Below are 26,553 nucleotides of genomic sequence, written 5' to 3'. Positions count from 1 at the left end.
TTTTGTTTGAGCTTCATGCCACCAGGTTTGAATTAATTTATTTGTTCTGTTAACGCCATTAACATAAAGTTTAAATTATATGCTATAAATTATTACAAAAATTAAAATTCGTAGTAACTAATAAACTATATTTCTGAAAACATAGCATCCCAACATTTGCCATTACTATGCAAAAACAGAAGAAAGGAAGCTATAATGGTGGTAGCAAATATGAAGATAAAAACATACAGTGGAATATTAATAATTTTCATGATTCTGTTAACCTGCATGGGTTCAGGTTGCCTTTCAGGTTCAGGTGGATCTGCAGAAGACAGCATAGAAATGCGAACAATTACAGACGGACTTGGAAGAGAAGTAATACTTCCGGCAGATCCTGAAAGAATAGTTGCTCAGGGACCCGGAGCATTAAGATACATCTGCTATCTTGGTGCTCAGGATAAAGTAGTTGGTGTTGAGGACATCGAACTGAGAAAAGATGAGAACAGAAGACCTTATGCGATTACCAATCCACAATTCCAGGACATGCCCCTGATAGGCGAATACAGAGGAAACACTGATCCCGAAAAGATCGTAGCCTTAGATCCTGATGTTATTTTCTGGACAGAGGTAAAGTCAGCTAATGATGCAGATGAACTCCAGGCAAAGACAGGCATTCCTGTAGTGGCCCTTAATTATGGCGATCTTACAACCTATCGCAGCGATATGTACCTCTCACTTAGAATAATGGGAGATGTGATGGGTAAGACTGACAGAGCAGAAGAGGTAATAGATTTCTTCGACATGGCAATTGCAGACCTGACATCAAGAACCGAAGATATACCTGAAGAGGATAAGGCATCCGTTTACGTTGGAGGAATAGCCTACAGGGGTCCTCACGGTTTCCAGTCAACAGAACCATCCTATCCTCCGTTTACCCTTATCAATGCGAATAACGTAGCAGCAGCCCTTGGAACTGAACATGCCGATGTTTCAAAAGAAGCCATCATTGAATGGGACCCTGAGATCATTTTTGTCGACCTCTCAACATACCAGACCACACCTTCAGCAGTAGATGAGTTGAAGATCGACCCTGCATACACATCTTTGACAGCAGTGAAGAACGGAGAGGTCTACGGAGTACTGCCTTACAACTGGTACACAACCAACCATGGATCAGTCATTGCTGCTTCATATTACTCCGGAAAAGTCATCTATCCCGACAGGTTCCAGGACATCGATCCTGCTGAAAAAGCAGATGAGATCTATGTGTTCCTCTTTGGAATGCCTGCATACGAAGCCCTGAATTCCGGATTTAGTGCAGGATTCGGACAGATCGGCCTTGATTAAAGATCAGTGAAATGATGTTTGAGAACAATCTGTGAGGAAAAACCAATTCCTGAACTAATGGAGCAAAAAATGGAATTCATAGAAGGAGAAATGAATGAACTGGAAGGAGATACGCTTCCTTTTGGTTACACGGGATACATTAGAAAGAAGATCTCCTTTATGATCATCTCATCGATCCTTCTGTTCCTGTTACTTATCTATTCCATAGCCGTAGGTGCAGCAAGCGTATCATTCCCGGATGTTGTGGCAGCACTCATTGGTTACGATGTTGGCAACATATCCACCATCGTCTGGAATATCAGACTACCAAGGGCACTTGCAGCTATCGTTTCAGGAATCGGACTCTCGGTTGCCGGTGTCGCGCTACAATCCATACTCCGCAACCCGCTTGGTTCCCCTTACACACTGGGGATCTCACATGCAGCAGCCTTCGGTGCAGCATTCTCTGTCATCGTCCTTGGAAGCGGAACAATGCGAAGCACAGGAGCAGATGCTGTAATGCTGAACAACCCGTACATGACAACAGCTGTTGCTTTCATATTCTCCATGATAGCAACATTTATCCTGATAGCCATTGCAAAGTACAGGAACGCTTCCCCGGAGGTAATGATCCTCACCGGAGTTGCCCTTGCATCCCTTTTTACTGCAGGCACAATGTTCCTCCAGTATTTTGCAGATGATGTACAACTCGCAGCAGTTGTTTTCTGGACCTTCGGGGACGTCGGAAGAGCCGACTGGGGAGACCTCGGAATACTTACAGCCATCGTTGTACCCTCAATGATCTATTTCCTGATCAACCGCTGGAACTACAATGCCATAGATGCAGGGGATGAGACCGCCAGAGGGCTTGGTGTTAACGTGGAAAAAGTACGCCTCTGGGGAATGCTGGTAGCTTCCCTGATGACTGCCTTTATCGTGGCATTCCTGGGTGTCATCGGCTTTGTAGGACTTGTCTGCCCACATATGGCACGCAGGTTCGTCGGGGATGAGCAGAGATTCCTCCTGCCGGCATCCTGCCTCACAGGCGGACTGCTGCTACTTGGTGCGGACACCGCTGCACGACTCATGCTCGCACCCCATGAGCTTCCTGTGGCTATACTGACAGCTTTCATGGGTGCTCCATTATTCCTTTACCTGCTTATAAGGGGGTATCAGCACTAATGTTGAACGTAGAAGAACTAGGATTCAATTACAAGACAAGGAAAGTGCTCGAACAGATACACTTTAACCTCAAGCCCGGAGAAGTGCTTGCTATACTGGGTCCCAACGGAGTGGGGAAATCAACACTTCTCAGGTGTATCAACGCAATACATTCACCTGCCACAGGAACAATATTTGTTGACGGGGAAGAGATCCTTTCCCTTGAGAAGCATGAGGTTGCAAAAAGGATAGGGTACGTTCCACAGCGTTCTGAAGCCGGGAGACTGACCGCATATGATGCGATCCTCCTCGGTAGAAAACCGCATATTGGATGGAACATCAAAGAAAGAGATCACAAGGTCGTCAGATCCGTTATAATGAAGCTGGAACTTGAGAACCTGGCACTCAGGTACATCAATGAAATGAGCGGAGGGGAACTCCAAAGGGTTGCAATAGCAAGAGCCCTTGTCCAGGAACCAAAGCTTCTCCTGCTTGATGAACCTACCAGCAGCCTGGACCTCAAAAAACAACTGGAAATACTGCGCACGGTCAGGCAGGTAGTGAAAGAGAACAACGTATCTGCGGTCATAACAATGCATGATATTAACCTTGCACTCCGATTCGCGGACAGGTATATGTTCCTGAAGGACGGAACGATCTTCGCTCACGGAGAACATGATATCGTCGTGCCGGAGACCATTGAGCAGGTCTATGGCGTATCAGCCACCGTAGAACAACTGAACGGATATCGTATTGTCATACCTAACGACTGATTCATAGTAATATTATTTTATTACAATTTTGAAATATCCATCTGGAAACAGTTCTGATCTAAAACAGGTGAGTAATAAATAATTATTACCAGATTTGAAATAACATATGGCTATTGCGTAATATTAAAAAGTTATATCATGGTGAAACGAAGATCAATTCGGGAAATAAAAAGAGAATTGAAGGATGTGTAAAGGAAGTTAAAATCACATCCATTCATCATCTTTTAAATGAAATAAAAAAGTCACACAATGCCCCTGACAGAAGCACACTCCGCATGGTTCAAAAAGAGGTGGCTGTTAATATTAAAACCTAAAAGGAAGGTACCGACACATCCCTTTTTACCTTTGGACTGTGACCTCATTCTCAAGTATTCATCTGTAAATCTGGAAGGTGATGCCATGAGGGCATCAGAGACCCCGGGTATGTGATCAATATAAGGGAAAGGTTTTGGATCTACGACCATACATATAGGATCAGCAGAAGGATCCTTCTTCGCCAATTTATTAAGTTCTACAACGATATTTCCGAAAACACAGTAACCGGAGTGATCCTGATATTTCTGAAGTTTTACAGGGTCAGCAACATCTCCGCCTATTATCTGATCCCCATCCATTAGTTTGATGACGTTTTCCGGCCATCCAAACTCCCTGTTCGTCAGGAAAGCCATCAGGACATCACAATTAAGAGCCTGCCTCACCCCAAGATTGTTCTTTTTACCAAAAAGAACCGATTTAGCCTTTTCATCTTCCCTCTCAAGATCAATGATCTTCATCCGGTCCGCATAATTAAGAACCAGAATTTGTTCAATGCCTTTCGTGGAATTTAGTTTGATCCTTACTTTGTCCATTGTGTCTTCGTATGATATGGCATAACCCCCTATGAAATACCATTATTTCCACTAACTGGAATCAACATATACTAATTAGAATTCAATGATATTTAAGTCTTATTTCCTTGATTTCAAAAATCATATAGATGATAAGCTGGACCGAGCATATAAGAGAAAAGATCAAAAGCCGGCATATTTTATTAAAAAAAGGCAGCAATAGACATTTAAAACAATATATATAATTAATTAAAGAGAATTTTATACTGAAGAGAGTGAGAAAAAAGAAAAGTAAAGTTAAGTTTACTGAAAATAAAAAAACGATGATGCTAAAGATCATTCCACTTTAGCAACGGTACTGTTCCTACTCAGAAGCAGGTTATACGCATCCTTGTCTTCATTGTACTTGACAAGAACATTGAAGAGTTCAAGAACATTCCCATAGCCCGCTGTCTTAATGAGATCGTTTTCAGGAACTTCATGGTGGGAAGGTAATAAAGCATATACCTGTTTCCGAGTAGTGCCGTCACATATCTTATAGACAGAGTATTTACTGTCACCAAGATCCCCGGACATCAGGGAGCAAACAACATTTATGCGCTTCCCAACGTGCTTGTTCACATCTGCCAGACGGGCAAACTTTGATTTCAGGGGAACCTTGTAGCTTACTCTTGACAAATTGTCCTTTCTCATTATAGCATACGAATACTTGATGTCGGTGTTGAGATAACGGAAAGCTTCCTCACAATCTGCGAGTTTTTTCATAAGACGTGTCGGGTTGATATCCTCCTTCTGCTCAAAGCTCCAGCATTCATCAGGTTTGCATCCCTGGCACCAGATAAAGGAGCAAGGGCTGTATATACCAAGACCCTGAAGCTTAAGGGCAAGAGTCAGTTTCCTGAACTCGGTTGAATTTGCCCTGTCGGCAGGCTCGATGAGAATTATATTACCATCCTCTGCAAGTTTAGAGGACAGCTTCTTGACAAGTTCTGCTTTCTGGTCGATGGTAAGCTCACGTATCTCGTTCAGGACATTGGAGAATATCATGAGGTCAATGTTGTCGGGGATATCCTCGGGTTTGAGATCCACCAGGTTGGCCTTAACTGGCTTTTCAACTGTTAATCCTGATACCTTCTTTGCATATTCCGGTACGATGGCATCATATGCTTCGATATTCTCATCATAGAGCTCCACACTATGAATAGCTGCTTCTGCATTGTCAAGTCTCTTGTAGAAATCAGTGATGGCAAGAGGTACGGTTCCCGGGCCGGTCCCTATGTCAAGGATCTTCATTCTTTTCTTCAACATGCCATCGGATACCAGGCTGTGGAGGATATGCTCGAACTGCACAAAATATACAGGGAACTGGTAAGCAAGATAAGCAAGGATACTGTAGCCCTTTTCATATGAAATGATCCTGGACTTGCCAGACTTCCAGTAAGCATTCTTCTGAGCGACTATCGCTTTTCTTATCTTTTCAAGGACCATAGGATCATCCCAGTCCTTGGTAGTTTTCAATGTGATATAGTTCTCAATGATCTTCTGAAGCTGGCCAGGTACAACAGCAGAACCAAAGAATGACAGGATCTTCTCTTTCTCTTCATCTGACAGTTCCATCCTTTCCCTGCTGAGACCCGGGGTAATCCTGAAGTCATCATCCATGGGAGTTGCGTTGATCTTCAGATCGAATAAAAAAGGTGATACGACCTTGTAAATGTCCTGTGTCGACATCTCTTCTTCTATATAGTCCTTGATCTCCGATAGCATGAACTCCTTTTTCATGCGTGAGACATATTTCAAAGTGGAGAGGATATTATTTTTGGCCATCTTGTGACAGGAAGGAGCGCAAGTAATTAAAGCATTTTGGGGAGAAGAAAGAGGCCTGTAGTTAAAAATGGACATGAGAGATCAAAAAGAAACAAAAAGAAAGTAGCAAAAGTAGGAATGGGAATAGGAAATAAGAAGAAGGTAAAGATGTTCACTCTTTTGCAAGAGAGTATTCTGCAAGCACCTTCAAATATTCGTCATCCACTTCCATGAGGACGGTCTGGAACATTGCCACATGGATCATTTCTTCCCTTGCTACGTCAAGCAGGATCTGCTTAAGGTCTTCATCGTCCGTCAGTGCAGCCATTTGTTCATATAGATTGACGGCATCCAGCTCGGCAATCATGGAAAGTCTCATGAGCTCCTTGTCAATGTCTTTCTTGTCTACTATTTCAAGATCGATAGGTATTTCTGATAACATTAGAAGACCCCCTTATTTCTCGAGCATCTCTTCGACTTCCTTTTGCCCCATCTTCAACTCATATTCCTGCTGATCATCTTCTTTCAGCAGGAGTGACTGGAACTCTCCAACATGGGTCTTTTCTTCTTTTGCAACATCAAGAAGGACCTGCTTTACTTCATTGTTATCTGTAAGAGCAGCCATTTGCTCATACAGGCTGATAGCATCCAGTTCAGCGATCACTGCAGCCCGGAGGATTTCTTTATTGATATCTTCACGCGCTACGGTCGAAAGGTCTATTGGTATCTTTGATAACATCTCTGCACCCCGTTACTCTATAATTACAGCTTTAATTGAACCGGGCCCCTGTGGAAATTTCCAATAACCAAAAATACAAAAACCCGATCAAACTCCCAATGAAATATCGATGGTCGCATTATTAATACATTTTGCAGGGACATCTTTAGTTATCAACTTCAGCAACATCCATATTATTAATGATAGCATAACTTTATTCGGTTAATATAATCAGGGGGAGTTTCAAATGAAAGCATTAGTTGTACTTTTCGTCCTGCTGGCAACACTGATAGTAGCCGGATGTGCACAATATGAGGATCAACCGGCACCTGAATCAGAAATAAGCACACCTGAAGACATAGGCGAAGATATACCAGAAGAGGAAATGGAGATAACTGAGGAAGTCGCTGAGGATACTGCTGATACAACTTCAATGGAATACGAGGTGCTGATCGAAGATTTCAAGTTCAACCCTGCCACACTCCAGATATCGGTTGGCGATACGGTCACATGGATCAATATGGATTCAGCACCACACACTGCAACCTCGAATGAGGAAGGATTCGATTCAGGCAGACTTTCAAAAGATGAGAGTTTCAGTTTTACATTTGAAGAAGCAGGAAATTATGACTATATCTGCACTTTCCATCCTTATATGAAAGGAGAGGTCCTAGTCGAAGCTTAATGGAACTGTATGCAACTGGATCTTTGATATAAGTTGATGGAAAAGCATCCACATCAGCTTTTCTTTTTCTTAAGTATGCCAGGATTAAATTTCATTTTTCTAGATTTTTACTGAACTCATTCATGCTTGTATATATTGAAAGTATCAATTGTTCCTTCCCTTTAACCGACCCGAAATATCAAGACTTGATATAGACTTCCGCAACCAGTCTGACTTATATTCTAATTAATATAGAAAATTTTGTATCAAAAGAGATATATAGTAACAATTGAAAAATAGTTTATTTGGTATGAATTTCTTGAATGAGATTCACCTATCTGAACAATCTTTGAACAGGGGGGTTCTGCTTCAAAGATCTAAATTAAGTAAATGGGGAGTGTTGAAGGAATGATAGTCATTGACAAAGGAAACGTGCAGGATTGGGGCAGAATCATAAGAGGCAGTGAGTCGATAAAAGTCTATGAATATCCCCCACAAAAGACCAGCTTTGTACCGAAGTGTGAAGCATGTAATTGTCATAAGAATACCATACCAGTCAAGTTCTATGAAGAAGAAAATGAGCATCTTTTACACCTGTGCTTAGATTGCTATGAAAAGCTTTGGTGATTAATTGAAGGCATTTTCAATCTTTAGTCTCCATAAAACACAACATCGATCAATCTAAAAAAGCAGTTTACACAAATAAAACGAGGTTACTGAGAAATCATAAAATTAGCTTTTCGTTTTAAAAGCGTAAATCTTTTTTCATTACCACCGACCATCGAATTAGCGAATCTCATTTATCGTGTTTATATGATTCGATTCAGGAAGCCTTTCAAAAGGCTAAAGTCAAAGCTTTACATTTGAAGAAGCAGGAAATTATGACTATATCTTCACTTTCCACCCTTGTATAGAAGGAGAGATCATAGTCGAAGTTCAATAAAATTCCTAAAAATCAGAAACCTTAATTCAAGGGAGATTGGAAAGGGATCGAATCCCCTCCCCCTTCAACCTATTTTTATTCAAGTAATTTAATTTATCTTCAACTTACTTTACCGGCACCTGTACTTCCGTCAATAATTCTTCCTCCTGAACATTATTAGGATCATTAAGATAGAGGGCCCTTGATGGACCTACCTGCTCTAAACCATTTTCAGCCATGTACTCAAAAATACGAGTATAAGCAACATCAACTTCCTGATATGGTCCCTTGTGGATCACAGATACTGCCTTGATATCAGGAAGTGTTGTAAGGTTAATGGAAGGCACGTTTAGATCGACACTTCCTGAAATAGGGAGGCAGACCTCTATATCCGCATCGTTTTCCCTATATTCCTCATCATGACAAAGGAACATTGCCGGACCTGTCAGTTTTATTTTGCTACTTGTGCTGGTTGAGCTTTCAACGAATTCAAACAACTGACCTATAAGTACTCCGATAGTCTCTTCATAGCTCCCTGTTTCACGAATGCTGAGAACACGTATTTTTGGTATATCTTTTGTTGTTGGTTCTGATACTGACATACTAATCAACTCCAGTTTGTCTGTCTGATTGAGCAAAAGATTCTGTACTTTTTGAAGCCTCCGGATCTCCAGCTGGGTTTCAGTATATCTTTTTTGCATCATCTCATCAATCACTTGCCCATCCCGATTATCCTCTGCATCAAGTAAAGATGATATTTCATCAAGCCCGAATCCCATCCAGGACAGCAGACGAATCTTAACACCTCTCTCGATCTGAGAATAAGTGTAGCATCGATAACCTGTGAAAGCATCTTTTGCTTCGGGCACAAGAAGCCCTTTTTGATCATATAATCTTAGAGCTTTTTGGGTCAGGTGTGTCATTAATGAGAATTTGCCAATTGGTATTCGATCGAATTTCATTGTGCTCAAGAGATAATTGGTACAAAAGTATATAAGAGAATTTTTTCTGACACGGGGTAGAGTTTTCCACCAAACTGCAAGATGAGAGTTGTGAAAAACACAGAGAACAGAACCTTAAAATAAGGCTTGTTCGAAACATATATGCGTTCAGGTAAATGAACGAACATCACTTATCTTATAAAAAGCACCAGAGGGTTGAAATTGACAGATCTTACACCAAAAGAAAGATTCATTCGAGCTTTAGAATGCAAAGATGTAGACAAGGTTCCGGTCTGTTCGGTCACCCAGACAGGTACTATTGAACTTATGAGACTTAGTGGAGCCAACTGGCCGGAAGCTCATTTTGATGCAGAGAAGATGGCAACGCTTGCAATAGCCGGTCATGAGCTCGCAGGACTTGAAGCTGTTCGATATCCTTTTGATGGAACTGGCATGGCACAGACACTGGGGTGCAAGATCATTGAAGGAACATACGATACACAGCCATCGATCGTTGATTTCCCCTTCAAGGAAGCGGAGGATGCTGAGAACCTGACAATCCCCGAGAACCTGCTTGAATGTGAAAGAGTAGCAACCCTCCTGGAAGCAACAGATTTTGTAAAAGACCGGATCAGTGAAGACATCCCTGTAGTTGCAGGCATACTCGGACCTGCAGGACTTGCAATGTCGCTGATCGGTGCAAGGAACTACCTAATGTGGTTCATTTCAAAACCTGATACCATAAAGCAACTTATCACAACCTGCACCGATATCTGCATAGAATATTCCAATGCCCTCTTTGATCATGGAGCAGATGCGATCTGCCTTCCTGACTCAGAAGCAGGCCCTGACCTGATACCCCCTGAGTTCTTCGAAATGATGATACTGGACGAGTATAAGCGATATAATCAGAAAGTAACCGGGAAAACAATTGCCCATATCTGCGGGGATGCCTCGGATATTCTCGAACCGCTCTCGACATCGGGATTTGATGGAATAAGTATCGAAGAAAAGGTCGATGTCGGATATGCAAAGAGCATCATAGGCAACAAGGTCTGCCTGATAGGAAATATCTCCCCGGTACATACCCTTCTTGGAATGCCTCCTGAGAAACTGAAAGAACAGGCAAAGAACTGTATCGATGATGGGATCGATATACTGGCACCGGGTTGTGGACTGGCACCCCATACATCTCTTGCGAATTTGAAAGCCTTTGTTGCTTCAAGGGATGAGTACTATATGGAAAAAGGTGAGCTCTGAAATTAAAGAGCTCACATTTCTGAAAATTGAACTTTTAAAGATCGATAGTTTTTTACTTCCACGTAACCCTTGCAGGATCCCTGCCCGGAATTCCCCTGACCTTATGTTCAGGGTAACCGAACATCATGGAGTACTGTACCACATGGCCCTGCGGAAGTTCCAGCTCATCCTGAATTGGCTTGTAAGACGCAGCTGCTATGGCCAGGAATCCTGCCCAGCATGTTCCGACCTCAAATGCCTGTGCTGCAAGTTCGAACCATGAGAGGGCTATGATACTGTCAGTATAACCGGTAGGATATTCAGCCGGAGCATGTGCTATCACAAGGTGTGGTGCTGCCCTGCAGATAGGATCAATACCCATTTCGTAGGCAGAGATGAGACCCGGCATCAGCGGCTTGAGAGGATGGTCGTCCTCACTTGCAACGACTTCACGCATCCAGTCAATGCTCAATCCGGCGATCTTCTTTACTTCCTCTGTATCATGAACAATGGTCCAGTTTACAGGCTGTTTGTTCATTCCGGACGGAGCATAGCGGGCAATATCAAGTATTGATTCTATTGTACCCTTGTCGACGGAGTCTTCCTTGTAGCTCCGGATAGAACGACGCATTACCATATATTTGCCGATCTCTGATGCAGGAATGGAAGGGAAAGTATCATCCTGAAGCTGGTAATAAGTTGCATCGAACAAAGTGGAGATAGCACCTTCCGGACAGAATACCTCGCAGTGGCCGCATTTTGCACAATATGTAGCAGCATCCTCAGGAGAATATGGGGTTTCGCCTTCGCTTGAAGGAAGGATTATGGACATCGGACAGATCTCGACACAGATCTCGCAGTTCGTGCACAACTCAGGGTCAATTGTAATTACAGTCATCAGGTCACCTCTACTCCACAAAATTAAGTTAGCTTAATGTTGGATTCAGAAGCTTATATACTTTTCATCTGTTGAATGAAAATTTAATGAGAGCTTTAATTCGATAAATCTCTTATAGCATCAGGTAAGCATACTTTATGGGGAATTATCATGGGAGTTACAAGATCAATCAAAAAGATAAAGAAGAGCATGCCTACTATCGAAGGAGCAGGCGTCCACCTCAAAAGAGCCTTCGGGTTCAATCATGTACCACAGCTTGACCCTTTCCTTCTGCTTGATGATTTCCATTCGGATGATCCGAAAGAGTACATCATGGGTTTCCCATGGCATCCTCACAGAGGTATCGAAACGATCACCTACATGCTTTCCGGAGAGGTCGAACATGGCGACAGCATGGGGAACAAAGGTCTCATTGAATCCGGCGATGTGCAGTGGATGACCGCGGGAAGCGGGATCATTCACCAGGAAATGCCAAAGGCTAAAGAAGGAACTGCCCTCTGGGGCTTCCAGTTGTGGGCCAACCTGCCGGCATCCCACAAGATGATGGACCCGAGGTATCAGGAGGTCAAGAGCCACCAGATACCGGAAGTTGTGATGGACAACGATGTTCGTATCAAGGTCATTTGTGGGGAGGTAAATAGGACAAAAAGTCCGGTGAAGGATATCGTAACAGACCCGGAATACCTGGATGTTACAATTCCTCCCGAAACATCATATACACATCCCACAAAATCTGGCTATACGGTCTTTGCCTATGTTCTTGAAGGTGAGGGTTCCTTTGGAAAGGACCAGGATCCTTACTCTTTCGAAGTTGAAGGTGCAAAATACTTCGACCTCAATGAATCCTCAACCATTGGTCCCGAGAATCTGGTGATGTTCGATGATGGTGATGAAATTGTTGCAAAAGCCGGAAACAAAGGATTAAGGTTCCTTCTTATTTCAGGCAACCCCATAAATGAGCCGGTCGCATGGTATGGCCCCATTGTGATGAACACGCAGGAAGAATTGAAAGTTGCTTTTGAAGAATACAGAAACGGCACATTCATCAAAACCGGCAAAGCGGATTAATTCTCCTCCCGTTTTTCTTTTTAGTTCCAAACCATGATTACATTTATATAGTGAGAGTATATTCTACGAAGCTCTGCTAATCCTGGCAGTATATATCTAAAAGATATAACTATGGAATTTGAGAACAAGATCACAGATCATTTCAATATGATCTGAGAACAGGTTTTATTCTAGCAATCACAGTACTCCAAATTTTAGTACTCCAAGTTGCCTTTGCAATAACTTCTGGCCCTTTACTGGTATTATTACACCAGCTATCAATGGTATCCTGCTTGTTTTTTCCTTGATGATACAAGGCATTCCCTACCCAGACGGCATAATAGCACTTTAAAACGGGATAAATATGGCATTTATAGAACAATTAAAGAACGACCAATCAAATCTAAAAAACGAGGTCCTTTCAGGGCTAACTGTTTCACTGGCCCTTGTGCCTGAAGCTGTGGCATTTTCGATCATAGCGAACGTTAGTCCATTGGTCGGATTATACTCTGCATTCATCATTGGATTAATAACAGCTATCATAGGAGGCAGGCCGGGAATGATCTCAGGTGCTACGGGAGCAATAGCGGTCGTAGTTGTGGCCCTGGTGGTCAGACATGGGGTCGAGTACCTTTTTGCTGCTGTCATACTGATGGGGATCATTCAAATGACCATTGGTTTTTTGAGATTGGGAAAATTCATCCGACTGGTGCCACATGCAGTAATGTTCGGATTTGTGAACGGACTGGCCATAGTGATCTTCATGGCTCAGCTCGCCCAGTTCAAGGTAACTGATATTAACGGGATCGAGCACTGGTTGAGCGGACAGGCACTTCTGGTCATGTTAGCTCTTGTAGGCCTGACCATGGCGATCATCTATTTGCTGCCAAAGCTGACAAAAGCAGTTCCATCTTCACTGACTGCGATCATAGTTGTTTCAGCTATTGTGATCTATTTCCAGATCCAGACAAGGACAGTCGGAGATATTGCATCCATTGCAGGTGGATTGCCGGCCTTCCATCTTCCACAGGTCCCGCTTAACCTGGAGACACTGAAGATCATCTTCCCATACTCGTTAGTTATGGCACTGGTGGGCCTGATCGAGAGCCTGCTGACACTTACTGTAATAGACGAGATGACAGAAACAAGAAGCAGAGCAAATAAAGAAAGCACGGCACAGGGTGTTGCCAACTTTGTTTGCGGACTTTTTGGAGGAATGGGTGGCTGTGCAATGATCGGACAGAGTCTTATCAATATCAATTCCGGTGCCAGGAACAGGATATCAGGGATCGTTGCGGCCACAGGCCTATTGATCTTTGTGCTGTTCGGTTCCCCTCTTATTGAAAAAATACCAATGGCAGCACTGGTTGGTGTGATGTTCGTTGTTGCCATCGGAACATTTGAGTGGGCGTCATTAAAGATATTCAGAAAAGTGCCCATAACGGATGTAATTGTTATGGTGGTCGTTGCAGGTATAACCGTTATCTACCACAACCTTGCAGTAGCAGTAATTGCAGGTGTCGTGATCTCAGCACTGGCATTTGCCTGGGAAAACGCCAAACTGGTTCGTGCAAGAGAGATAATTGATGATAACGGGATCAAGCACTACGAATTTTTTGGCCCGTTGTTCTTTGGCTCGGTAACTGAGTTCCAGAACAAATTTGATGTCCTTAATGATCCGGACGAGATCATCATCGACCTCAAGGAATCAAGAGTTGCTGACCACTCCGCAATAGAAGCCCTGAACAAGGTAACTGAGCGCTATGCCAGGGTTGGGAAGAAGGTTCACCTTAGGCACTTAAGCGAAGATTGCCTTGTGCTTCTGGACAATGCATCTGCAATCATCGATGTTAATCACTGGGAAGATCCACATTACAAGGTACCTTCTGATATACTGGGATAAAAGCAATCAAGGGATCAGATCTCTATCAATACACTGAGAATCCGATCCTCGATCGAATATTCCTTTACATTTGATAACTGCAGGTCCTTTGGTTCACTTATCCACCCAATATCCACAACTTTCTTCTTTTTGTGGCCACAGCACACTTTTTTATACGTGACAAGGGTCATTTCGACCCTGTCTACTTCACTTTCATCGATCTCTTCGAGATCATCCCTGTATCTCTTTTGGATGTAGATCATAGAAATCCCTCAACTTAAATTCTCAATTTGTAGCCCCATATAGATATTTACGATCTATCGATAAATACGATGTTCTAAGAAAACATAGAAAATGAGGTATAAGGGCATAAACCCAAATAGTTCAACATCATAGCTATTCAGGGAGAATATTGCCAATGATACCTGCTGAGTTTCTCGTGGTCTTCTTTGGACTTATGGCGGCCATATCCTGGGGTGCCGGAGATTTCAGCGGAGGCTTTGCTTCAAAACGTGCAAATGTCTATAGTGTTGTCCTGATAACTCAGGCCGTCGGGATTTTCCTTCTTGCAGCCTCAGCCTATTTCATGGGAGAAATAGTACCTCCTCTTGGAGGCATGATCTGGGGAGCTGTTGCAGGAGTATTCATCAGCATAGGACTTCTTGCCCTCTACCGTGGCCTCTCTCAGGGTAGAATGGGACTGGTAGCTCCAACATCGGCAGTCGTTGCTGCTGCTGTACCTGCCATCTATGGTGCATTCTATGAAGGCCTGCCTGCTATTCACCAGATGATCGGATTTGCTTTTGCACTTGTAGCTGTCTGGCTCATTGCAGGCGGTGGAGACGAGAGCAGCAAAATAGAACGTTCAGACCTCATACTTCCGTTGATCGCAGGAACCGGTTTCGGGTTGTTCTTCATATCCATCGACAAGGTCAGTGATACAGCCGTCCTCTGGCCACTTACCGCTGCAAGGATCGCTGCGGTGATCACGCTTCTTATATTCATAGCAGCAAGCAGACAGGTATACATTCCTTCTAAAAAGGTGCTCCCCATAGTTTTAATAGCAGGTGTATTTGATACCGGCGGAAACACCTTCTTTGCACTTGCTTCACAGGCAGGTCGGCTCGATATTGCTTCAATCACATCATCCCTGTACCCCGCAGGCACAGTGTTGCTCGCATGGATCATACTGAAGGAGAAGCTTTCCACAAAGCAATGGGTAGGAGTGGCTGCTGCCCTGGTTGCGATCGTGTTCATCTCAGCCTGAAAATAAGATGATGGGAACGAGATCCTATGGAGTTGTTGGCCTATCCGATATCGTCCTAAGTTCAGACCGAAGCCACGACAACAGCGTACAATTCATACCAGTAAGGACAAAACACATTTTCAAACCCAGCAGCCTTCAGCTTTTCCTTAAGCTCTGGAATTGTATCAATCCTACCATAGATCCGGTCCAGGGACAACAACATCTCTTCAACTTCTGCAGGCGACATATCATGCTCCAGCATGTACTTTTCCCATTGGGACCGGTAGATCATCGTTTCCAGCCTGCTTTCTTGTCTGAAAATATCACCTTCGATAAAAATGCCATCCGGCCTGAGGCTATCGTGTATCTGTCTGAATACCCTTATTCTATCATCTGACGGTAAAGCAAAGATGAATTGTGTGGAGACAATGAGATCAAAAGTACCCTCTGGCCACGCTTTCAGGATATCACCCTCTATAAATATAACATCCTTAAGCTCAGGTTTCCCCTTTGCAACCTCCAGCATGGCAGGATCCCTGTCAATACATGTAATAGAAGCTTCAGGTCTTGCTTTACGGATCATGCTGGTAAGAAAACCTGTTCCACTGGCCAATTCAAGTATATTCGATTTTCCTTCAGGAATGTATTCCACAACTGTGGAGAAGAACGTCTGCCAGTTTGGAAGGGCCTGTTTTTGCAGGACATCATATCGTTGGGACAGGTTCTCAAAAACCGATCGGGTCATAATACCATCTCAAAAAGCAAACATGAAATTGATAATAGCAATATATGTGCACAATATCAAATAGAACCATCGCATCAATCTGATAAGGACAATTAACTGGAAGTTATTAAAATATAGAATGCAGTCACCAACAATGGTGACTACCGCTCAATTATACCATATTCCTTTTCAGGACTCTTTTTTGAAGCAGATGAACCAGTCAAGACAGTATTTGCCTTCTTCTTCGGTTTCAATCCTTTCCTTAGCCGTCCCACATGAACCAGGTGGTGGAATAATAACATCTTCCCCAGGTTGCCAGTTAGCAGGGGTTGCAATGTTCTCTTCATCAGATTTCTGCATTGCAAGCAGGATACGCTTGACCTCATCCATATTACGGCCATTGCTCAATGGATAGTAAAGAATGCAACGTACCTTGGCTTGTGGATCCATTATGAAAACGGCACGTACTGCCTGTGTATTGGAGGCATTTGGTTGTAACATTCCGAATTTTTTTGCAACTTCCATGGTAAGATCTTCAATAACAGGGAAATTAACTTCAACATCTTTCATGCCTTTGTACTCGATCTTCTCTTTGATCGTACGAAGCCATGCAATGTGAGCATAGATACTGTCAATTGACAGACCGATCAACTCCGTATTCAGTTCCCTGAACTCATCCTGCATGCTTGCAAACGTCATGAACTCAGTTGTACATACTGGGGTGAAGTCTGCTGGATGGCTAAAAAGGATCACCCATTTACCTTCATAATCGCCTGGGAAGGTTATTTCACCCTGTGTTGTTTTTGCTGTAAAGGATGGTGCATCATCCCCTATTAAAGGCATATTGACACGTTCTACATTTTCAGATTCGCTCATTGTTGTTCTCTCCCTGTCGGGTATTTCTAAAGATTACATATAAGTTTTAGAAATCAGCATAAATAACTTTCGCATAAATTTAACGACGTTAACATTGTACTAATTTTAAAGAAAAGCAGGTTTTGATGAACCCTAACAGATAGATTTATTATTAACTGTCTCTAATTCTTATTGGGGGCTTTAAAATGAACAAATATCAGATAACCTTTCTATTTCTGGCTACAATAGCTATGGCTGCCGTTTCAGGATGTATCTCATACGGACCGGATCTCGGGGTTGAAGAAGTGGAATATTTCAGCGGAGAATATGAAGCGACCAACAATACAACATTGAACGTCATCAATGTGAACGGCCAAGTAGAGATCGATAGCTGGGATGGAGATTTAATAAGGCTGGATGCTACTAAAAGGACCCATCATGGGGAAGAGGAACTTGAAAAGATCCATATCATTGTCAATGAGATCGATGATGAGCTGAAAGTGGAAACAAAATATCCTTCTTATGAAAATGTCAGGGTCTCAGTTGATATGAAAATAAGGATCCCTGAGAATACAAATGTTGAACTCATAAAAACAACGAATGGGGATATCGTAATCACGGATACAAGGGGAAATGTTACAGCTATGACAACCAATGGAAACATAGCAATAAGCAACATTGAAGGATACGTAGCAGCAACTTCCAGCAATGGAGAACTTGATATCAGGAGAACAACCGGGATCAGTGACCTGAAGACAACTAACGGAAAGATCGAAGCCCATATCCTTGACATAAAAGAAGATGTAGATGTCAGATGTACCAATGGAGGAATAATACTTTATATCGATCCCTCACTTGATGCCGATATCGAGATGGAAACGACCAATGGCCACATCTCAATGAATGAAGTAGAGCTGGTTGTCACAAGACTTGAATCAACTCATGTAGAAGGAACCATCGGTGAAGGTGGCAATAAGATCGATATAAGAACAACAAATGGAAATGTTAACCTTAACAAACTGGTTGCCTGAGAAGAACTTCATTTTACCTCCTTTTATTAGATACAACTTCTACCCCCTCCCACCCAATTTTTATTTAATTCTCCGAATATATACAGTGAAAAAGAGAATTCCGAATCAGAAGAAAACAATAATGAACCCTGCAATTCCCAGCATGATACCGTTCTGCATTGCCAGGGAGACGAACATTATTCTCACACCAAGGTTTGGGCTGAAGATACCGATATAATAAGGAAGCATGGTCCTGATCCTTGCAACACTTGCCAGTATCCTTCCGATGAGGAGTGCAAGGATTATGTCCTTTGAGGAGAGCATCTCTGCTTCAAGAAGATTACCTGCTATGGTGTAAGCAGCAATATTGCTGGCAAACCAGCCGGCAATTATAGGCAGACCATCGGCAGGCACGTATTGGACCATGAATGAATCCTTCATTATGGATGCTGCCCAATCAAAGACCCCGGTCTCCATGAGCTGGAACACGATGACAGATACGATGGTCATGGTGACAACGATCCTTGTAAGCGACCTCTTCGACCTTTTCAGGGCCTTTACGGAAGCTTTCCTGATAGTTATCTTCTCCGTAGTGGCGTGGATATTTCCTGATGGTCGTGGTTTCAGGAGAATGCGAGCAGCCAGAAGTGCGAGCAATGTTTTCAGGAATCCGATAAGAACCACAATTCCCAGATAGATGAGACCGGTTGTGCCAAGCAATATGACCACCACCGGAAACAGATCCCTTGAGAGCACGATACCGGATGGGAAGGAGTTCACCATTGTGGCTATTATGGTCTCTTTCCTGTCGATGTGGTTATCATCATGAAGCTTTGCGATCATGGAATTTCCGGCAGCCGAAGAACCGAATGATGTAAGGAAACTGAGACCGATCTCTTCCCTCAGGTGACCAAAGCGCATGAGAGGTGATGCTATAAAGCCCAGCTTGTTCACCCAGCCCATCTCCACCATAATATCCATTATCAGGGTTCCGATAACGATCGGCGGGATGACCTTGATGAGATAGTCAAATGCTGAGTATAATCCATCGATCCACATTGGCGTTCATATACCCCATATCAGATATGAGTCTTTCGTATTCTTACGAAACAATTAGAGACTGACAGGGACTAAAAGCAGGAACCATGAAATTAAAATGAAATATTGATCCGGAGACCGCATTAAACATTATGCATTACGCGTCACAGCAAGATTGAATACATTTCAATACATAATACATATTAGCAGGGGGAGTGCTAATGAGCCAGAGGTTTCAACTAAGCAGAGTACTTACTAAATTTTCCGGAAAGACACCATACAAACACTGTACCGTAGCTATCGCTATTATAATTGTCTCGGCCTTATGCATCATGTCAACAAATGTTGCTTTTGCTGCCGGGGAAACAGAAGCCGGATCAGACCTTGACAGCTGTCAGCCCTGTCATGCAGACATCATTACCAATTTCTCGTCTTCCCTTCACTACACCGGTAGCGGTATGAAAGGAGAATATGAGAAAGGTGCAGCAGGTGAATTTGGAATAGATATGCACTCCTTCTATGAGGAAAGAGGCTGTTCCGATTGCCATGCTTCCTCATGTACATCATGTCACACAGGAGAAGAAGGACATGGTGGCGATATTACTATTGAAACATGTGACCAATGCCACTTCAAGAAGCAGACATCATATTTCCAGGGAGAACTCCCTGCACACAAGGATGTAGCTCCCAATCCGGACATTCACTATGAAAAGGGACTGGACTGCACCGATTGCCATACACCAGAAGAGGTACACGGTGACGGAGTCGCATACGAGTCCCAGATGGAAGCTGTGAAAGTAACCTGTGCGGATTGCCATACTGATCCTGAAAAGGAGGTCAATGGTTTAGCCGTTACACAATATTCCCCTGACAGTCCTGCACACAGCATACATAACAGCAAACTCGACTGCTCAGCCTGCCATTCCGGCTGGGTCATCACATGTGAGAACTGCCATCTTGAAACCGGCCAGCTGGATAGGATAGATGTCAGCAGTTTCTATCTTGCAAGGTCCGTTGATGGGACCATCAAGCCGTTCATCAACATGACCACATCCTACAACAATTCCACACATACAGCCTTCGCCGAGTGGGTACCTCACACAACCACCACCGAAGCAAAGGATTGTGAATTCTGCCATGAGAACACTGAGATCTTCGTTGGAGAAAGTGACGGAGTGATCCTTGGTGCTGGTGGCTCGTTCCTTTCACAGGAGACTATTGACAGGATAGCTGAAGCACCACTTGAGGTTGAAGCTGAAGGTGAGGATATTCCGGGGTTCTTTGCGTATATGGCAATTGCTGGTATACTGGCAGTTTACTTGTTGATGAGAAGGAAGTGAAATGAATTCTAATTTTAATTTTAATTTCCCATTTTATATTGTGGATTGAATTTTTTCGACTACAAAAACTTTTGTATCACAAACTAATGATCTCCACTGATCGAAAATAAGAATTTCCAAATCCTTAGAGATATATGTAAAACCTTGTTTAAAACTATATTAACTTCGAATAGAAAACTTACTAACTCAATTGATAGAAAAATCCTACCCTAGCAGGCAGAAATACTTAATTTCCTGATACTATATTAGGATTAGTTTGATTAATCCCAGAAAATAAAAGATCTTTTTGGACAGTAAGATTCACAAAAAGGATTAAAAGAAGGGTTTTGATCTAACCCTTCAATGTCCATTAATAGCAACATTATTTTCATTACCAATTACTATCGTCGTACTTTTTAGGCTTATTCTTCTTTTCGGCCTGTTGGTCATTTGTGCTATCTGCAGTCTCTTCAGAAACAACATCAACTCCAGCTTGTACGCCATCAGAGTCTTTTCCAGCCTCTCTCATCTCCCTGAGCAATTTTTCAATATCATTCACAGATTTAAGCATTTGATCGATATCTTGTTGCGGGGCTTCATCTTTTTCAGAAGGTTCGACTGGCACATCCTTAATAGCAGGAGTTGATTCAGAAGGTTCAACGGAGACATCCCCTGCAGCAGGTTGGATCTCGGAAGTATCAACTGGAGTATCCTCAACGACAGATGTGACTTCATCAGATTCTTCTGAATCGTCTTGGGCTACAAATATTGCCTCAGCAGACTCACCAGAGATATCTAAAGAAGCTCCTGAAATATTACCTTCTACACCCTGTAGACCATCTGAGTGATCCTCTGGCCTGTATTCTGCATCATCATCTTTGTTCTTTGACACATAAGAAGCGTAGAGAACTCCAATAATCATGAGTAGTGGTACTATAAAGAACAGCACATTTAGTCCCAAACCAGTTCCTTCTTCGGAGTCTGTTTCATTCATGTCCTCTACCGATGGCTCAGTGATAATGATAGTACTGGTATCTTCTTCTATTGGAACAATATCTACTACTTCCTCATCATCAACATCCGCTGCAATAGCAAATGGAGAGAACCCGGGAGTTTCTGCTTCGAAGTAGACGTATGAATCATCCTCATCGATCTTTTCAGTATTAAGAGCATTCCATCTGCCTGAATTGTGGCGATACAGTGTTATTGAATCCTCATCAATTCCATTTTCTACCAACCATTCTTTTGATATACTGAAGCCTATTACAGGATCAGCAATGTTATCTTCTGTGGCAAATCCGGATTTACCAACCCAGATGTTAAGGTTGCTGTAAACAAGTCCCGGAGCACTTTCATCGACCATTGAAGACGTGTTCTTAAGTACCTCGATAGTTGTTGAGGTTCTCTGATAGTTCCTCACTGCATTGAAGTTGATGTATTGGATCGCATTCTGATTATCATCGAAGACAAAACTAACTGCAAGTCCACCTACAATGTTCTCTGTTTTTACATCCTTGAATGCGATGTTGTCGTAGGCTTCACCTGTCGATCCACTTCCACCGCCACCGCCGGAGGAACCACCGCCACCACTGCTGGATGACTTAATTATAAAGGTCGCAGAAGTTGATTTAAATGAAGGCTTTGCTAAATTACCTGTATTCAGGGCTAATACAGCCTGATGGTCACCGGAACTAAGTGTAGATGTATCAAGAGTAATAGAATACTCGAATACAAGGCTTGAACCAGTCGTACCAAAACCATAACCGTATCCAAAGTCATGGTTGGAATCCAATCTGGAATCATAGCCATGGCCATCACCATATTCTTCTGATGATGGAACTGTAACAGCTTCAACTTTTATACCTGTTCCAGATAGCACAGTACCATCTGTTGAAAATACAACTTCCCTGGAGGTAGCACCTGTAATCTGTAATGAGAAATTATCAACTGGAACATACCTGTCAGAGTCTTCTATAGTTGCAGTAACATTAAATGTTACAGAACTGCCCTTTGTATGAGTGGTGCCATCCAGACCTGTAATACCCATCGAAACTGCATTTACAGGACCTGACAGAACCATCATCATTACTATGGCGATCGTTATTCCAATACTAACATACCTTATATGATTTCCAGATCCTAATCGCATGTTCAACCTCTAAAGATCAACGATCACATACTCATACAAATATTTGATCGACTCTTCTCATGAAAAAATGACCTGAAGCTTTATATATACTTGTCGAATGAGAGATTTGTTGATAAATTTTTAAATGTTGCTATTGACCTTGAAATAAAGAATATATTATAAATACAGAGTGATGGTTTGATTTTAGACCTATAGAAATTATTTTTTTGATTCAACTTGATCATCTTAGATAAATAGAAGTAATATTGATCTAAATGATGAACAAGTTGTCAGAGCAATTGAATGCATAACACATTTCCAGTAAAAAGGATTTCTGATAATTCTGACCAAAGAAGATGGGTTTCTTTTGAAAGGAAGGTCATTTAAAAAAGAAAAATAGAAGGGTTTTGGTCAACCCTTCAGGAACCAGTGATTTTACTGTTCCCCTTTACCATTTGCTGTCATCAAATTTCTTTTGCTTCTTCTCTTCGGCCTTCTGATTGTTTGTGCTATCTGATGTTGTTTCAGAAGCATCATCCTTTGCAGTTTGTATATCACCTGAGACATTATCAGAATCTCTCATCGATCTGAGTAAATTTTCAATATCGTTCACCGATTTGAGCATTTGATCAATATCATCCGGCTGGACTTTTTTATCCTGACGTGTAGATATCGTTTCAGAGGGTTCGCCTGAAACATCCTCAACAACAGGAGTTACTTCAGAAGACTCATCGAAGAGATCCTCAACAACAGGAGTTACTTCAGAAGACTCATCGGAGAGATCCTCAATAACAGGTGTTATTTCAGAAGACTCGCCAGAGATATCCTCGACAGCAGGTGCTATTTCAGAAGGCTCACCAGAGACATCTTCAGCAGTTGCTAGACCTACAGCGGTTCCAGAAACATCATCATCCAGGTCATCAGAGTAATCATCTGGCCTGTATTCTGAATCTTCACGCTTGTTCTTTACTACATATGAAGCATAGAGTACTCCGATAACCATGAGGGCAGGGATTACAAAGAACAACACATTTAGTCCCAGTCCAGTTCCTTCTTCGGATCCTGTTTCGTTCACATCATCCCCAGATGGCTCAGTGATAATGATAGTACCTGTGCCTTCTTCTATTGGAACAATATCTGCTACAGCTCCGTCATCAATATCTGCTGCAATAGCGAATGGTGAGAATCCTGGCGTTTCGGCTTCGAAGTAAATGTATGAAGCATCCTCATCAACCTTCTCAACATTGAGGTCATTCCACCTGCCTGAATTGTGGCGATACAGTACTATTGAATCTTCATCAATTCCATTCTCTGCCAACCATTCTTTTGAGACACGGAAACCTATTACAGGATCTGCAATGTTACTATCTGTAGCAAATCCGTTCCTGCCAACCCAGATGTTAAGGTTGCTGTAACCAAATCCAGGACAATTTTCATCGACCATTGATGATCTGTCATTAAGAACTTCAATTGTCGTTGAAACCTTTCCGCTGTTCCTCAGTGCAGAGAACTTGATGTATTGAATTGGATTCTCCTCATCATCGAAGACATATATTACCTCGAGTCCGCCTATGATGGTTTTTGATTTTACATCCTTGAAAGCAATGTTAGCGAAAGCTTCGCCAGTTGATCCGCCTCCACCTCCACCACCGGAGGAGCTGCTACTACTGCCACCACTGCTACCGCCACTGGAAGAAGCGCTTACAGTTACTGCAGTGCTGGATGTGTTCGTTGCACCATCATTATCCGTTACTGTAAGGTTTGCTGTGTAAGTTCCGGCTGAGCTGTAAGTATTTGATGGATCCTCCAATGTGCTGGTCTTACCATCTCCAAATTCCCAGTAATAGGAAGCAATGGTTCCATCAGGATCGTTTGATCCGGCACTGGAGAACTATATGGATGTTCCTGCAACACCACTGTACGGACCATTGATATCAGCAACAGGAGCTACGTTTGCAGAAGGTTCCTCTATTGCAAAAGATACAACTGGTGAACTAAATGAAGGCTTTGCTTCATTACCTGTGTTCAGAGCCAGTACAGCTTCGTGGTCACCAGCATTAAGTATGCATGTATCAAGGGTAATGGTATACTAATACACAAGGTCTTCGCCGCCTGCACCACCGCCATAGCCGTAACCATAACCATAGCCGAAGTCATAGCCATAGCCAAATGAATCGTAACCATAGCCATAACCGTAGCCATAATCATCTTTATATTCAGAATCACCACCATCTATTGGCTACGGAGCTGAAACACATGTTATATCGATACCTGCATCCCCTGATAGTACAGTCCCGTCCTTAGAGAATACAATTTCTTTTGAAGTAGCACCTGAGATCTGTAATTTTAAGTTCTCAATAGGGACATAACTGTCACTAGATTCAATCGTTGCATTCACATCAAATGTTACTGTACTGCCCTATGCGTGAGTTCCATCCAAACCTGTAATTCCCAGCTTAACAGCACTTACAGGACCTGACAGGATCAGCATCATCACTATGGCAATCGTTATTCCAATACTAACATACTTCCCACGAATCCGGGATTTCGATCTCGATTCCATATTCAACCTCTAATTACTTTAAGTACCACATACCCAAAATACAAATAATTTATTAAAAATTTTCATGATATTAAAAGCAATAAACTATATAAGTTTACCGAAATATTTGTTCATAGTTAGCAAGTTTAAACCGCGGCCTTGATTCTGAAATATAATAATAAAATAGAGATATAATAATTAATTTTATATTATTTCTATTAAAAAATAATTTGTGATTATTCTAAGAGAATCTTACACAATCAGATTAACGTAAAGAACATTTGAATCTATAACAGAGTTAACACGACTCATAGTATTTGAAGAAAATAAAAAAATAGTATATGGAATACAGGAAAACAATATTTACTCCGAAATATACCTTAAAAACGGATCAGGATGCTGTATATACACATACGAAAAAAACAAACCGATTATTTTAAATAATTTTATTACATTACCCAATTCGATTCATTATCAGATTATTATAAATTATATGGATACAATAGTAGAAGGGTACAAATATTGAGTTATGTTGAGAAAATTTGCCCTGTTTGTGGGGATAAGTTTGTTGTAAATAAAAGGGTAGCAGACAGAGAGTTGTGTTGCACACTCAAATGTTATTCTAAAAGTATACAGAATGAGTCAGAAATCATTACCATAGAAGCCTAATCAGAAGGTTCTTTACCAAAAAAACATCTTGCGATTTTGTGAACGGTGAAAATAAATGCTATCTATAATAATTCCAGCATATAATGAAGGACACCATATATGCAATAATCTCTTACAGATCAATGAGGAATTAAGGAGTTTTTGCAATAGCTTTGAGATAATATTTGTCAATGATGGAAGCAGTGACAATACACTGGAAGAAGCAAAACGAGCAGCTGAACAGGCAGGTAATATAAGGATAGTTTCCTATGCTAAAAACGAGGGCAAAGGGCACGCTATCGTAGAAGGTTACAAAGCTGCATCCAAAGGGCTTATCAGCGTTCTTGATGCTGATCTCGATATCCACCCAAAACAGATCAAACCATTAATGGAAAAGGCTGCTGAAACTGGTGCGGATTTCGTAATACAATCAAAAAGACATCCGGATAGCATTGTAAATGGTTTTCCTGTCAAAAGACGTTTTTTAAGCAGGTCATACAACATGGTCATTAAGACGTTGTTCGACCTTCCAGTTTCTGATACGCAGGTTGGGGTCAAACTATACAATAAAGATGTTGTGGACACGATGATACCAAAGCTATCAGTAAAACGATATGCAGCAGATGTTGAACAATTGGTTATCGCACATAAACATGGATTTAAGATCGAAGAATGCCCTGTACACATTGATTTTGATCCATCCGGAGATCGAATGAAATTTAGCGATATCCTGAGCATTGCAAAGGATACAGCTTCCATATATTATAAGTTGAATTTCATTGGCTACTATCATCCAGATAATAAGAAAGCTGCTGCTCAATATCCAATCGAAGAAAAATTGGTTGGAGAGAGGTTATAAA

At 42.1% G+C, this 26,553-nt stretch carries 25 protein-coding genes; 12 read left to right on the top strand and 13 right to left on the bottom strand.

From position 1 onward, the window contains the following. Nucleotides 1-267 precede the first annotated feature (267 nt). The 3 genes from WOA13_RS01775 to WOA13_RS01765 all read left to right on the top strand — a co-directional run bounded on the left by WOA13_RS01775 (nucleotide 268) and on the right by WOA13_RS01765 (nucleotide 3,239). A complete protein-coding gene (locus WOA13_RS01775) occupies nucleotides 268-1,326 on the top strand; it encodes an iron ABC transporter substrate-binding protein (RefSeq protein WP_342126289.1) in 1,059 nt (352 codons plus the stop codon). A 69-nt stretch (nucleotides 1,327-1,395) separates the two neighbouring features. Continuing rightward, complete coding sequence (locus tag WOA13_RS01770; RefSeq protein WP_342126288.1) at nucleotides 1,396-2,487, top strand: FecCD family ABC transporter permease; 1,092 nt, start codon at nucleotides 1,396-1,398, stop codon at nucleotides 2,485-2,487. After that, nucleotides 2,487-3,239: an ABC transporter ATP-binding protein gene (locus WOA13_RS01765; RefSeq protein ID WP_342126287.1), complete on the top strand. Its 753-nt coding sequence runs from the start codon at nucleotides 2,487-2,489 to the stop codon at nucleotides 3,237-3,239. The genes WOA13_RS01770 and WOA13_RS01765 overlap by 1 nt, the downstream gene beginning before the upstream one ends. A 242-nt stretch (nucleotides 3,240-3,481) precedes the next feature. Here WOA13_RS01765 and WOA13_RS01760 read toward each other — a convergent pair whose 3' ends face one another. The 4 genes from WOA13_RS01760 to WOA13_RS01745 form a co-directional block, all read right to left on the bottom strand. Next, nucleotides 3,482-4,087, bottom strand: coding sequence for a hypothetical protein (locus WOA13_RS01760; protein ID WP_342126286.1), 606 nt, complete (start codon nucleotides 4,085-4,087; stop codon nucleotides 3,482-3,484). A gap of 315 nt (nucleotides 4,088-4,402) precedes the next feature. Next, the gene (locus WOA13_RS01755) at nucleotides 4,403-5,893 is read right to left on the bottom strand and encodes a small ribosomal subunit Rsm22 family protein (RefSeq protein ID WP_342126285.1); all 1,491 of its coding nucleotides are present in this window, start codon (nucleotides 5,891-5,893) and stop codon (nucleotides 4,403-4,405) included. Between the two features lie 151 nt (nucleotides 5,894-6,044). After that, nucleotides 6,045-6,314 carry a ferritin family protein gene (locus WOA13_RS01750; protein WP_048205314.1) on the bottom strand — a complete coding sequence of 90 codons (270 nt, stop codon included), beginning with the start codon at nucleotides 6,312-6,314 and terminating at the stop codon, nucleotides 6,045-6,047. A gap of 12 nt (nucleotides 6,315-6,326) precedes the next feature. After that, complete coding sequence (locus WOA13_RS01745; protein WP_342126284.1) at nucleotides 6,327-6,611, bottom strand: ferritin-like domain-containing protein; 285 nt, start codon at nucleotides 6,609-6,611, stop codon at nucleotides 6,327-6,329. A 226-nt stretch (nucleotides 6,612-6,837) separates the two neighbouring features. Here WOA13_RS01745 and WOA13_RS01740 point away from each other — a divergent pair, with 226 nt between their 5' ends. Continuing rightward, nucleotides 6,838-7,275 carry a cupredoxin domain-containing protein gene (locus WOA13_RS01740; protein ID WP_342126283.1) on the top strand — a complete coding sequence of 146 codons (438 nt, stop codon included), beginning with the start codon at nucleotides 6,838-6,840 and terminating at the stop codon, nucleotides 7,273-7,275. 1,026 nt (nucleotides 7,276-8,301) lie between these two features. Here WOA13_RS01740 and WOA13_RS01735 read toward each other — a convergent pair. Then, nucleotides 8,302-9,138: a MerR family transcriptional regulator gene (locus tag WOA13_RS01735; protein ID WP_342126282.1), complete on the bottom strand. Its 837-nt coding sequence runs from the start codon at nucleotides 9,136-9,138 to the stop codon at nucleotides 8,302-8,304. Nucleotides 9,139-9,339: 201 nt separating this feature from the next. Between WOA13_RS01735 and mtaA the strand changes: the two genes are divergently transcribed. Next, a complete protein-coding gene (gene mtaA / locus WOA13_RS01730; RefSeq protein WP_342126281.1) occupies nucleotides 9,340-10,377 on the top strand; it encodes a methylcobamide:CoM methyltransferase MtaA in 1,038 nt (345 codons plus the stop codon). 52 nt (nucleotides 10,378-10,429) lie between these two features. Here mtaA and WOA13_RS01725 read toward each other — a convergent pair whose 3' ends face one another. After that, nucleotides 10,430-11,254: a nitroreductase family protein gene (locus WOA13_RS01725; protein ID WP_342126280.1), complete on the bottom strand. Its 825-nt coding sequence runs from the start codon at nucleotides 11,252-11,254 to the stop codon at nucleotides 10,430-10,432. A gap of 150 nt (nucleotides 11,255-11,404) precedes the next feature. Between WOA13_RS01725 and WOA13_RS01720 the strand changes: the two genes are divergently transcribed. Both WOA13_RS01720 and WOA13_RS01715 read left to right on the top strand, forming a co-directional pair. Then, on the top strand, nucleotides 11,405-12,322 hold the full coding sequence (locus WOA13_RS01720) for a pirin family protein (protein ID WP_342126279.1): 918 nt from the start codon (nucleotides 11,405-11,407) through the stop codon (nucleotides 12,320-12,322). Between the two features lie 343 nt (nucleotides 12,323-12,665). Then, nucleotides 12,666-14,204, top strand: a complete 1,539-nt coding sequence (locus tag WOA13_RS01715) for a SulP family inorganic anion transporter (protein WP_342126278.1) — start codon at nucleotides 12,666-12,668, stop codon at nucleotides 14,202-14,204. A gap of 14 nt (nucleotides 14,205-14,218) precedes the next feature. Here the strand turns inward: WOA13_RS01715 and WOA13_RS01710 are convergent, their stop codons facing one another. Continuing rightward, entirely contained in the window at nucleotides 14,219-14,446 is a 228-nt protein-coding gene (locus WOA13_RS01710; RefSeq protein ID WP_342126277.1) for a hypothetical protein, read from the bottom strand. A 155-nt stretch (nucleotides 14,447-14,601) separates the two neighbouring features. On the opposite strand from WOA13_RS01710, the gene WOA13_RS01705 reads away from it, so the two are divergent. Then, complete coding sequence (locus WOA13_RS01705; protein WP_342126276.1) at nucleotides 14,602-15,450, top strand: DMT family transporter; 849 nt, start codon at nucleotides 14,602-14,604, stop codon at nucleotides 15,448-15,450. 61 nt (nucleotides 15,451-15,511) lie between these two features. Here the strand turns inward: WOA13_RS01705 and WOA13_RS01700 are convergent, their stop codons facing one another. Beyond that, the gene (locus WOA13_RS01700; protein WP_342126275.1) at nucleotides 15,512-16,174 is read right to left on the bottom strand and encodes a class I SAM-dependent methyltransferase; all 663 of its coding nucleotides are present in this window, start codon (nucleotides 16,172-16,174) and stop codon (nucleotides 15,512-15,514) included. 168 nt (nucleotides 16,175-16,342) lie between these two features. Beyond that, entirely contained in the window at nucleotides 16,343-17,029 is a 687-nt protein-coding gene (locus WOA13_RS01695) for a peroxiredoxin (protein ID WP_342126274.1), read from the bottom strand. A 185-nt stretch (nucleotides 17,030-17,214) separates the two neighbouring features. Here WOA13_RS01695 and WOA13_RS01690 point away from each other — a divergent pair, with 185 nt between their 5' ends. Continuing rightward, nucleotides 17,215-18,039, top strand: a complete 825-nt coding sequence (locus WOA13_RS01690) for a DUF4097 family beta strand repeat-containing protein (protein ID WP_342126273.1) — start codon at nucleotides 17,215-17,217, stop codon at nucleotides 18,037-18,039. A 105-nt stretch (nucleotides 18,040-18,144) separates the two neighbouring features. On the opposite strand, the gene WOA13_RS01685 is transcribed toward WOA13_RS01690, so the two are convergent. Then, nucleotides 18,145-19,077: a nucleoside recognition domain-containing protein gene (locus WOA13_RS01685; RefSeq protein ID WP_342126272.1), complete on the bottom strand. Its 933-nt coding sequence runs from the start codon at nucleotides 19,075-19,077 to the stop codon at nucleotides 18,145-18,147. A 200-nt stretch (nucleotides 19,078-19,277) separates the two neighbouring features. Between WOA13_RS01685 and WOA13_RS01680 the strand changes: the two genes are divergently transcribed. Then, a complete protein-coding gene (locus tag WOA13_RS01680; protein WP_342126271.1) occupies nucleotides 19,278-20,396 on the top strand; it encodes a cytochrome c3 family protein in 1,119 nt (372 codons plus the stop codon). Between the two features lie 370 nt (nucleotides 20,397-20,766). On the opposite strand, the gene WOA13_RS01675 is transcribed toward WOA13_RS01680, so the two are convergent. Together WOA13_RS01675 and WOA13_RS01670 are read right to left on the bottom strand one after the other, a co-directional pair. Then, entirely contained in the window at nucleotides 20,767-22,524 is a 1,758-nt protein-coding gene (locus WOA13_RS01675; RefSeq protein WP_342126270.1) for a PGF-pre-PGF domain-containing protein, read from the bottom strand. A 427-nt stretch (nucleotides 22,525-22,951) separates the two neighbouring features. Further along, nucleotides 22,952-24,358 (bottom strand): PGF-pre-PGF domain-containing protein, encoded by a 1,407-nt coding sequence (locus tag WOA13_RS01670; protein ID WP_342126880.1) that lies wholly within the window; start codon nucleotides 24,356-24,358, stop codon nucleotides 22,952-22,954. Here WOA13_RS01670 and WOA13_RS01665 point away from each other — a divergent pair. Continuing rightward, nucleotides 24,357-24,596 carry a hypothetical protein gene (locus tag WOA13_RS01665; protein ID WP_342126269.1) on the top strand — a complete coding sequence of 80 codons (240 nt, stop codon included), beginning with the start codon at nucleotides 24,357-24,359 and terminating at the stop codon, nucleotides 24,594-24,596. The genes WOA13_RS01670 and WOA13_RS01665 overlap by 2 nt on opposite strands. A gap of 326 nt (nucleotides 24,597-24,922) precedes the next feature. Here the strand turns inward: WOA13_RS01665 and WOA13_RS01660 are convergent, their stop codons facing one another. Further along, nucleotides 24,923-25,066 carry a hypothetical protein gene (locus WOA13_RS01660; protein ID WP_342126268.1) on the bottom strand — a complete coding sequence of 48 codons (144 nt, stop codon included), beginning with the start codon at nucleotides 25,064-25,066 and terminating at the stop codon, nucleotides 24,923-24,925. Between the two features lie 703 nt (nucleotides 25,067-25,769). On the opposite strand from WOA13_RS01660, the gene WOA13_RS01655 reads away from it, so the two are divergent. Continuing rightward, complete coding sequence (locus tag WOA13_RS01655; RefSeq protein WP_342126267.1) at nucleotides 25,770-26,552, top strand: glycosyltransferase; 783 nt, start codon at nucleotides 25,770-25,772, stop codon at nucleotides 26,550-26,552. The last annotated feature ends 1 nt before the right edge of the window (nucleotide 26,553 follow it).

This window comes from Methanococcoides sp. LMO-2, assembly GCF_038432375.1.
Classification (GTDB): domain Archaea; phylum Halobacteriota; class Methanosarcinia; order Methanosarcinales; family Methanosarcinaceae; genus Methanococcoides; species Methanococcoides cohabitans.
Note: the sequence above shows the minus strand (reverse complement) of the source record. Positions and strands in the feature narration are given on the sequence as shown.

Excerpts from the sequence above, each read along its gene's own strand:
- WOA13_RS01695 (WP_342126274.1), bottom strand. The coding sequence starts at position 17,029 with ATGAGCGAATCTGAAAATGTAGAACGTGTCAATATGCCTTTAATAGGG.
- WOA13_RS01745 (WP_342126284.1), bottom strand. The coding sequence starts at position 6,611 with ATGTTATCAAAGATACCAATAGACCTTTCGACCGTAGCGCGTGAAGAT.
- WOA13_RS01725 (WP_342126280.1), bottom strand. The coding sequence starts at position 11,254 with ATGACTGTAATTACAATTGACCCTGAGTTGTGCACGAACTGCGAGATC.
- WOA13_RS01750 (WP_048205314.1), bottom strand. The coding sequence starts at position 6,314 with ATGTTATCAGAAATACCTATCGATCTTGAAATAGTAGACAAGAAAGAC.
- WOA13_RS01770 (WP_342126288.1), top strand. The coding sequence starts at position 1,396 with ATGGAATTCATAGAAGGAGAAATGAATGAACTGGAAGGAGATACGCTT.
- WOA13_RS01715 (WP_342126278.1), top strand. The coding sequence starts at position 12,666 with ATGGCATTTATAGAACAATTAAAGAACGACCAATCAAATCTAAAAAAC.
- WOA13_RS01675 (WP_342126270.1), bottom strand. The coding sequence starts at position 22,524 with ATGCGATTAGGATCTGGAAATCATATAAGGTATGTTAGTATTGGAATA.
- WOA13_RS01690 (WP_342126273.1), top strand. The coding sequence starts at position 17,215 with ATGAACAAATATCAGATAACCTTTCTATTTCTGGCTACAATAGCTATG.
- WOA13_RS01740 (WP_342126283.1), top strand. The coding sequence starts at position 6,838 with ATGAAAGCATTAGTTGTACTTTTCGTCCTGCTGGCAACACTGATAGTA.
- WOA13_RS01760 (WP_342126286.1), bottom strand. The coding sequence starts at position 4,087 with ATGGACAAAGTAAGGATCAAACTAAATTCCACGAAAGGCATTGAACAA.
- WOA13_RS01685 (WP_342126272.1), bottom strand. The coding sequence starts at position 19,077 with ATGTGGATCGATGGATTATACTCAGCATTTGACTATCTCATCAAGGTC.
- WOA13_RS01720 (WP_342126279.1), top strand. The coding sequence starts at position 11,405 with ATGGGAGTTACAAGATCAATCAAAAAGATAAAGAAGAGCATGCCTACT.
- WOA13_RS01755 (WP_342126285.1), bottom strand. The coding sequence starts at position 5,893 with ATGGCCAAAAATAATATCCTCTCCACTTTGAAATATGTCTCACGCATG.
- WOA13_RS01655 (WP_342126267.1), top strand. The coding sequence starts at position 25,770 with ATGCTATCTATAATAATTCCAGCATATAATGAAGGACACCATATATGC.
- WOA13_RS01705 (WP_342126276.1), top strand. The coding sequence starts at position 14,602 with ATGATACCTGCTGAGTTTCTCGTGGTCTTCTTTGGACTTATGGCGGCC.
- WOA13_RS01660 (WP_342126268.1), bottom strand. The coding sequence starts at position 25,066 with ATGGAATCGAGATCGAAATCCCGGATTCGTGGGAAGTATGTTAGTATT.
- WOA13_RS01665 (WP_342126269.1), top strand. The coding sequence starts at position 24,357 with ATGGTTCCATCAGGATCGTTTGATCCGGCACTGGAGAACTATATGGAT.
- WOA13_RS01765 (WP_342126287.1), top strand. The coding sequence starts at position 2,487 with ATGTTGAACGTAGAAGAACTAGGATTCAATTACAAGACAAGGAAAGTG.
- WOA13_RS01680 (WP_342126271.1), top strand. The coding sequence starts at position 19,278 with ATGAGCCAGAGGTTTCAACTAAGCAGAGTACTTACTAAATTTTCCGGA.
- WOA13_RS01700 (WP_342126275.1), bottom strand. The coding sequence starts at position 16,174 with ATGACCCGATCGGTTTTTGAGAACCTGTCCCAACGATATGATGTCCTG.
- WOA13_RS01710 (WP_342126277.1), bottom strand. The coding sequence starts at position 14,446 with ATGATCTACATCCAAAAGAGATACAGGGATGATCTCGAAGAGATCGAT.
- WOA13_RS01775 (WP_342126289.1), top strand. The coding sequence starts at position 268 with ATGGGTTCAGGTTGCCTTTCAGGTTCAGGTGGATCTGCAGAAGACAGC.
- WOA13_RS01735 (WP_342126282.1), bottom strand. The coding sequence starts at position 9,138 with ATGAAATTCGATCGAATACCAATTGGCAAATTCTCATTAATGACACAC.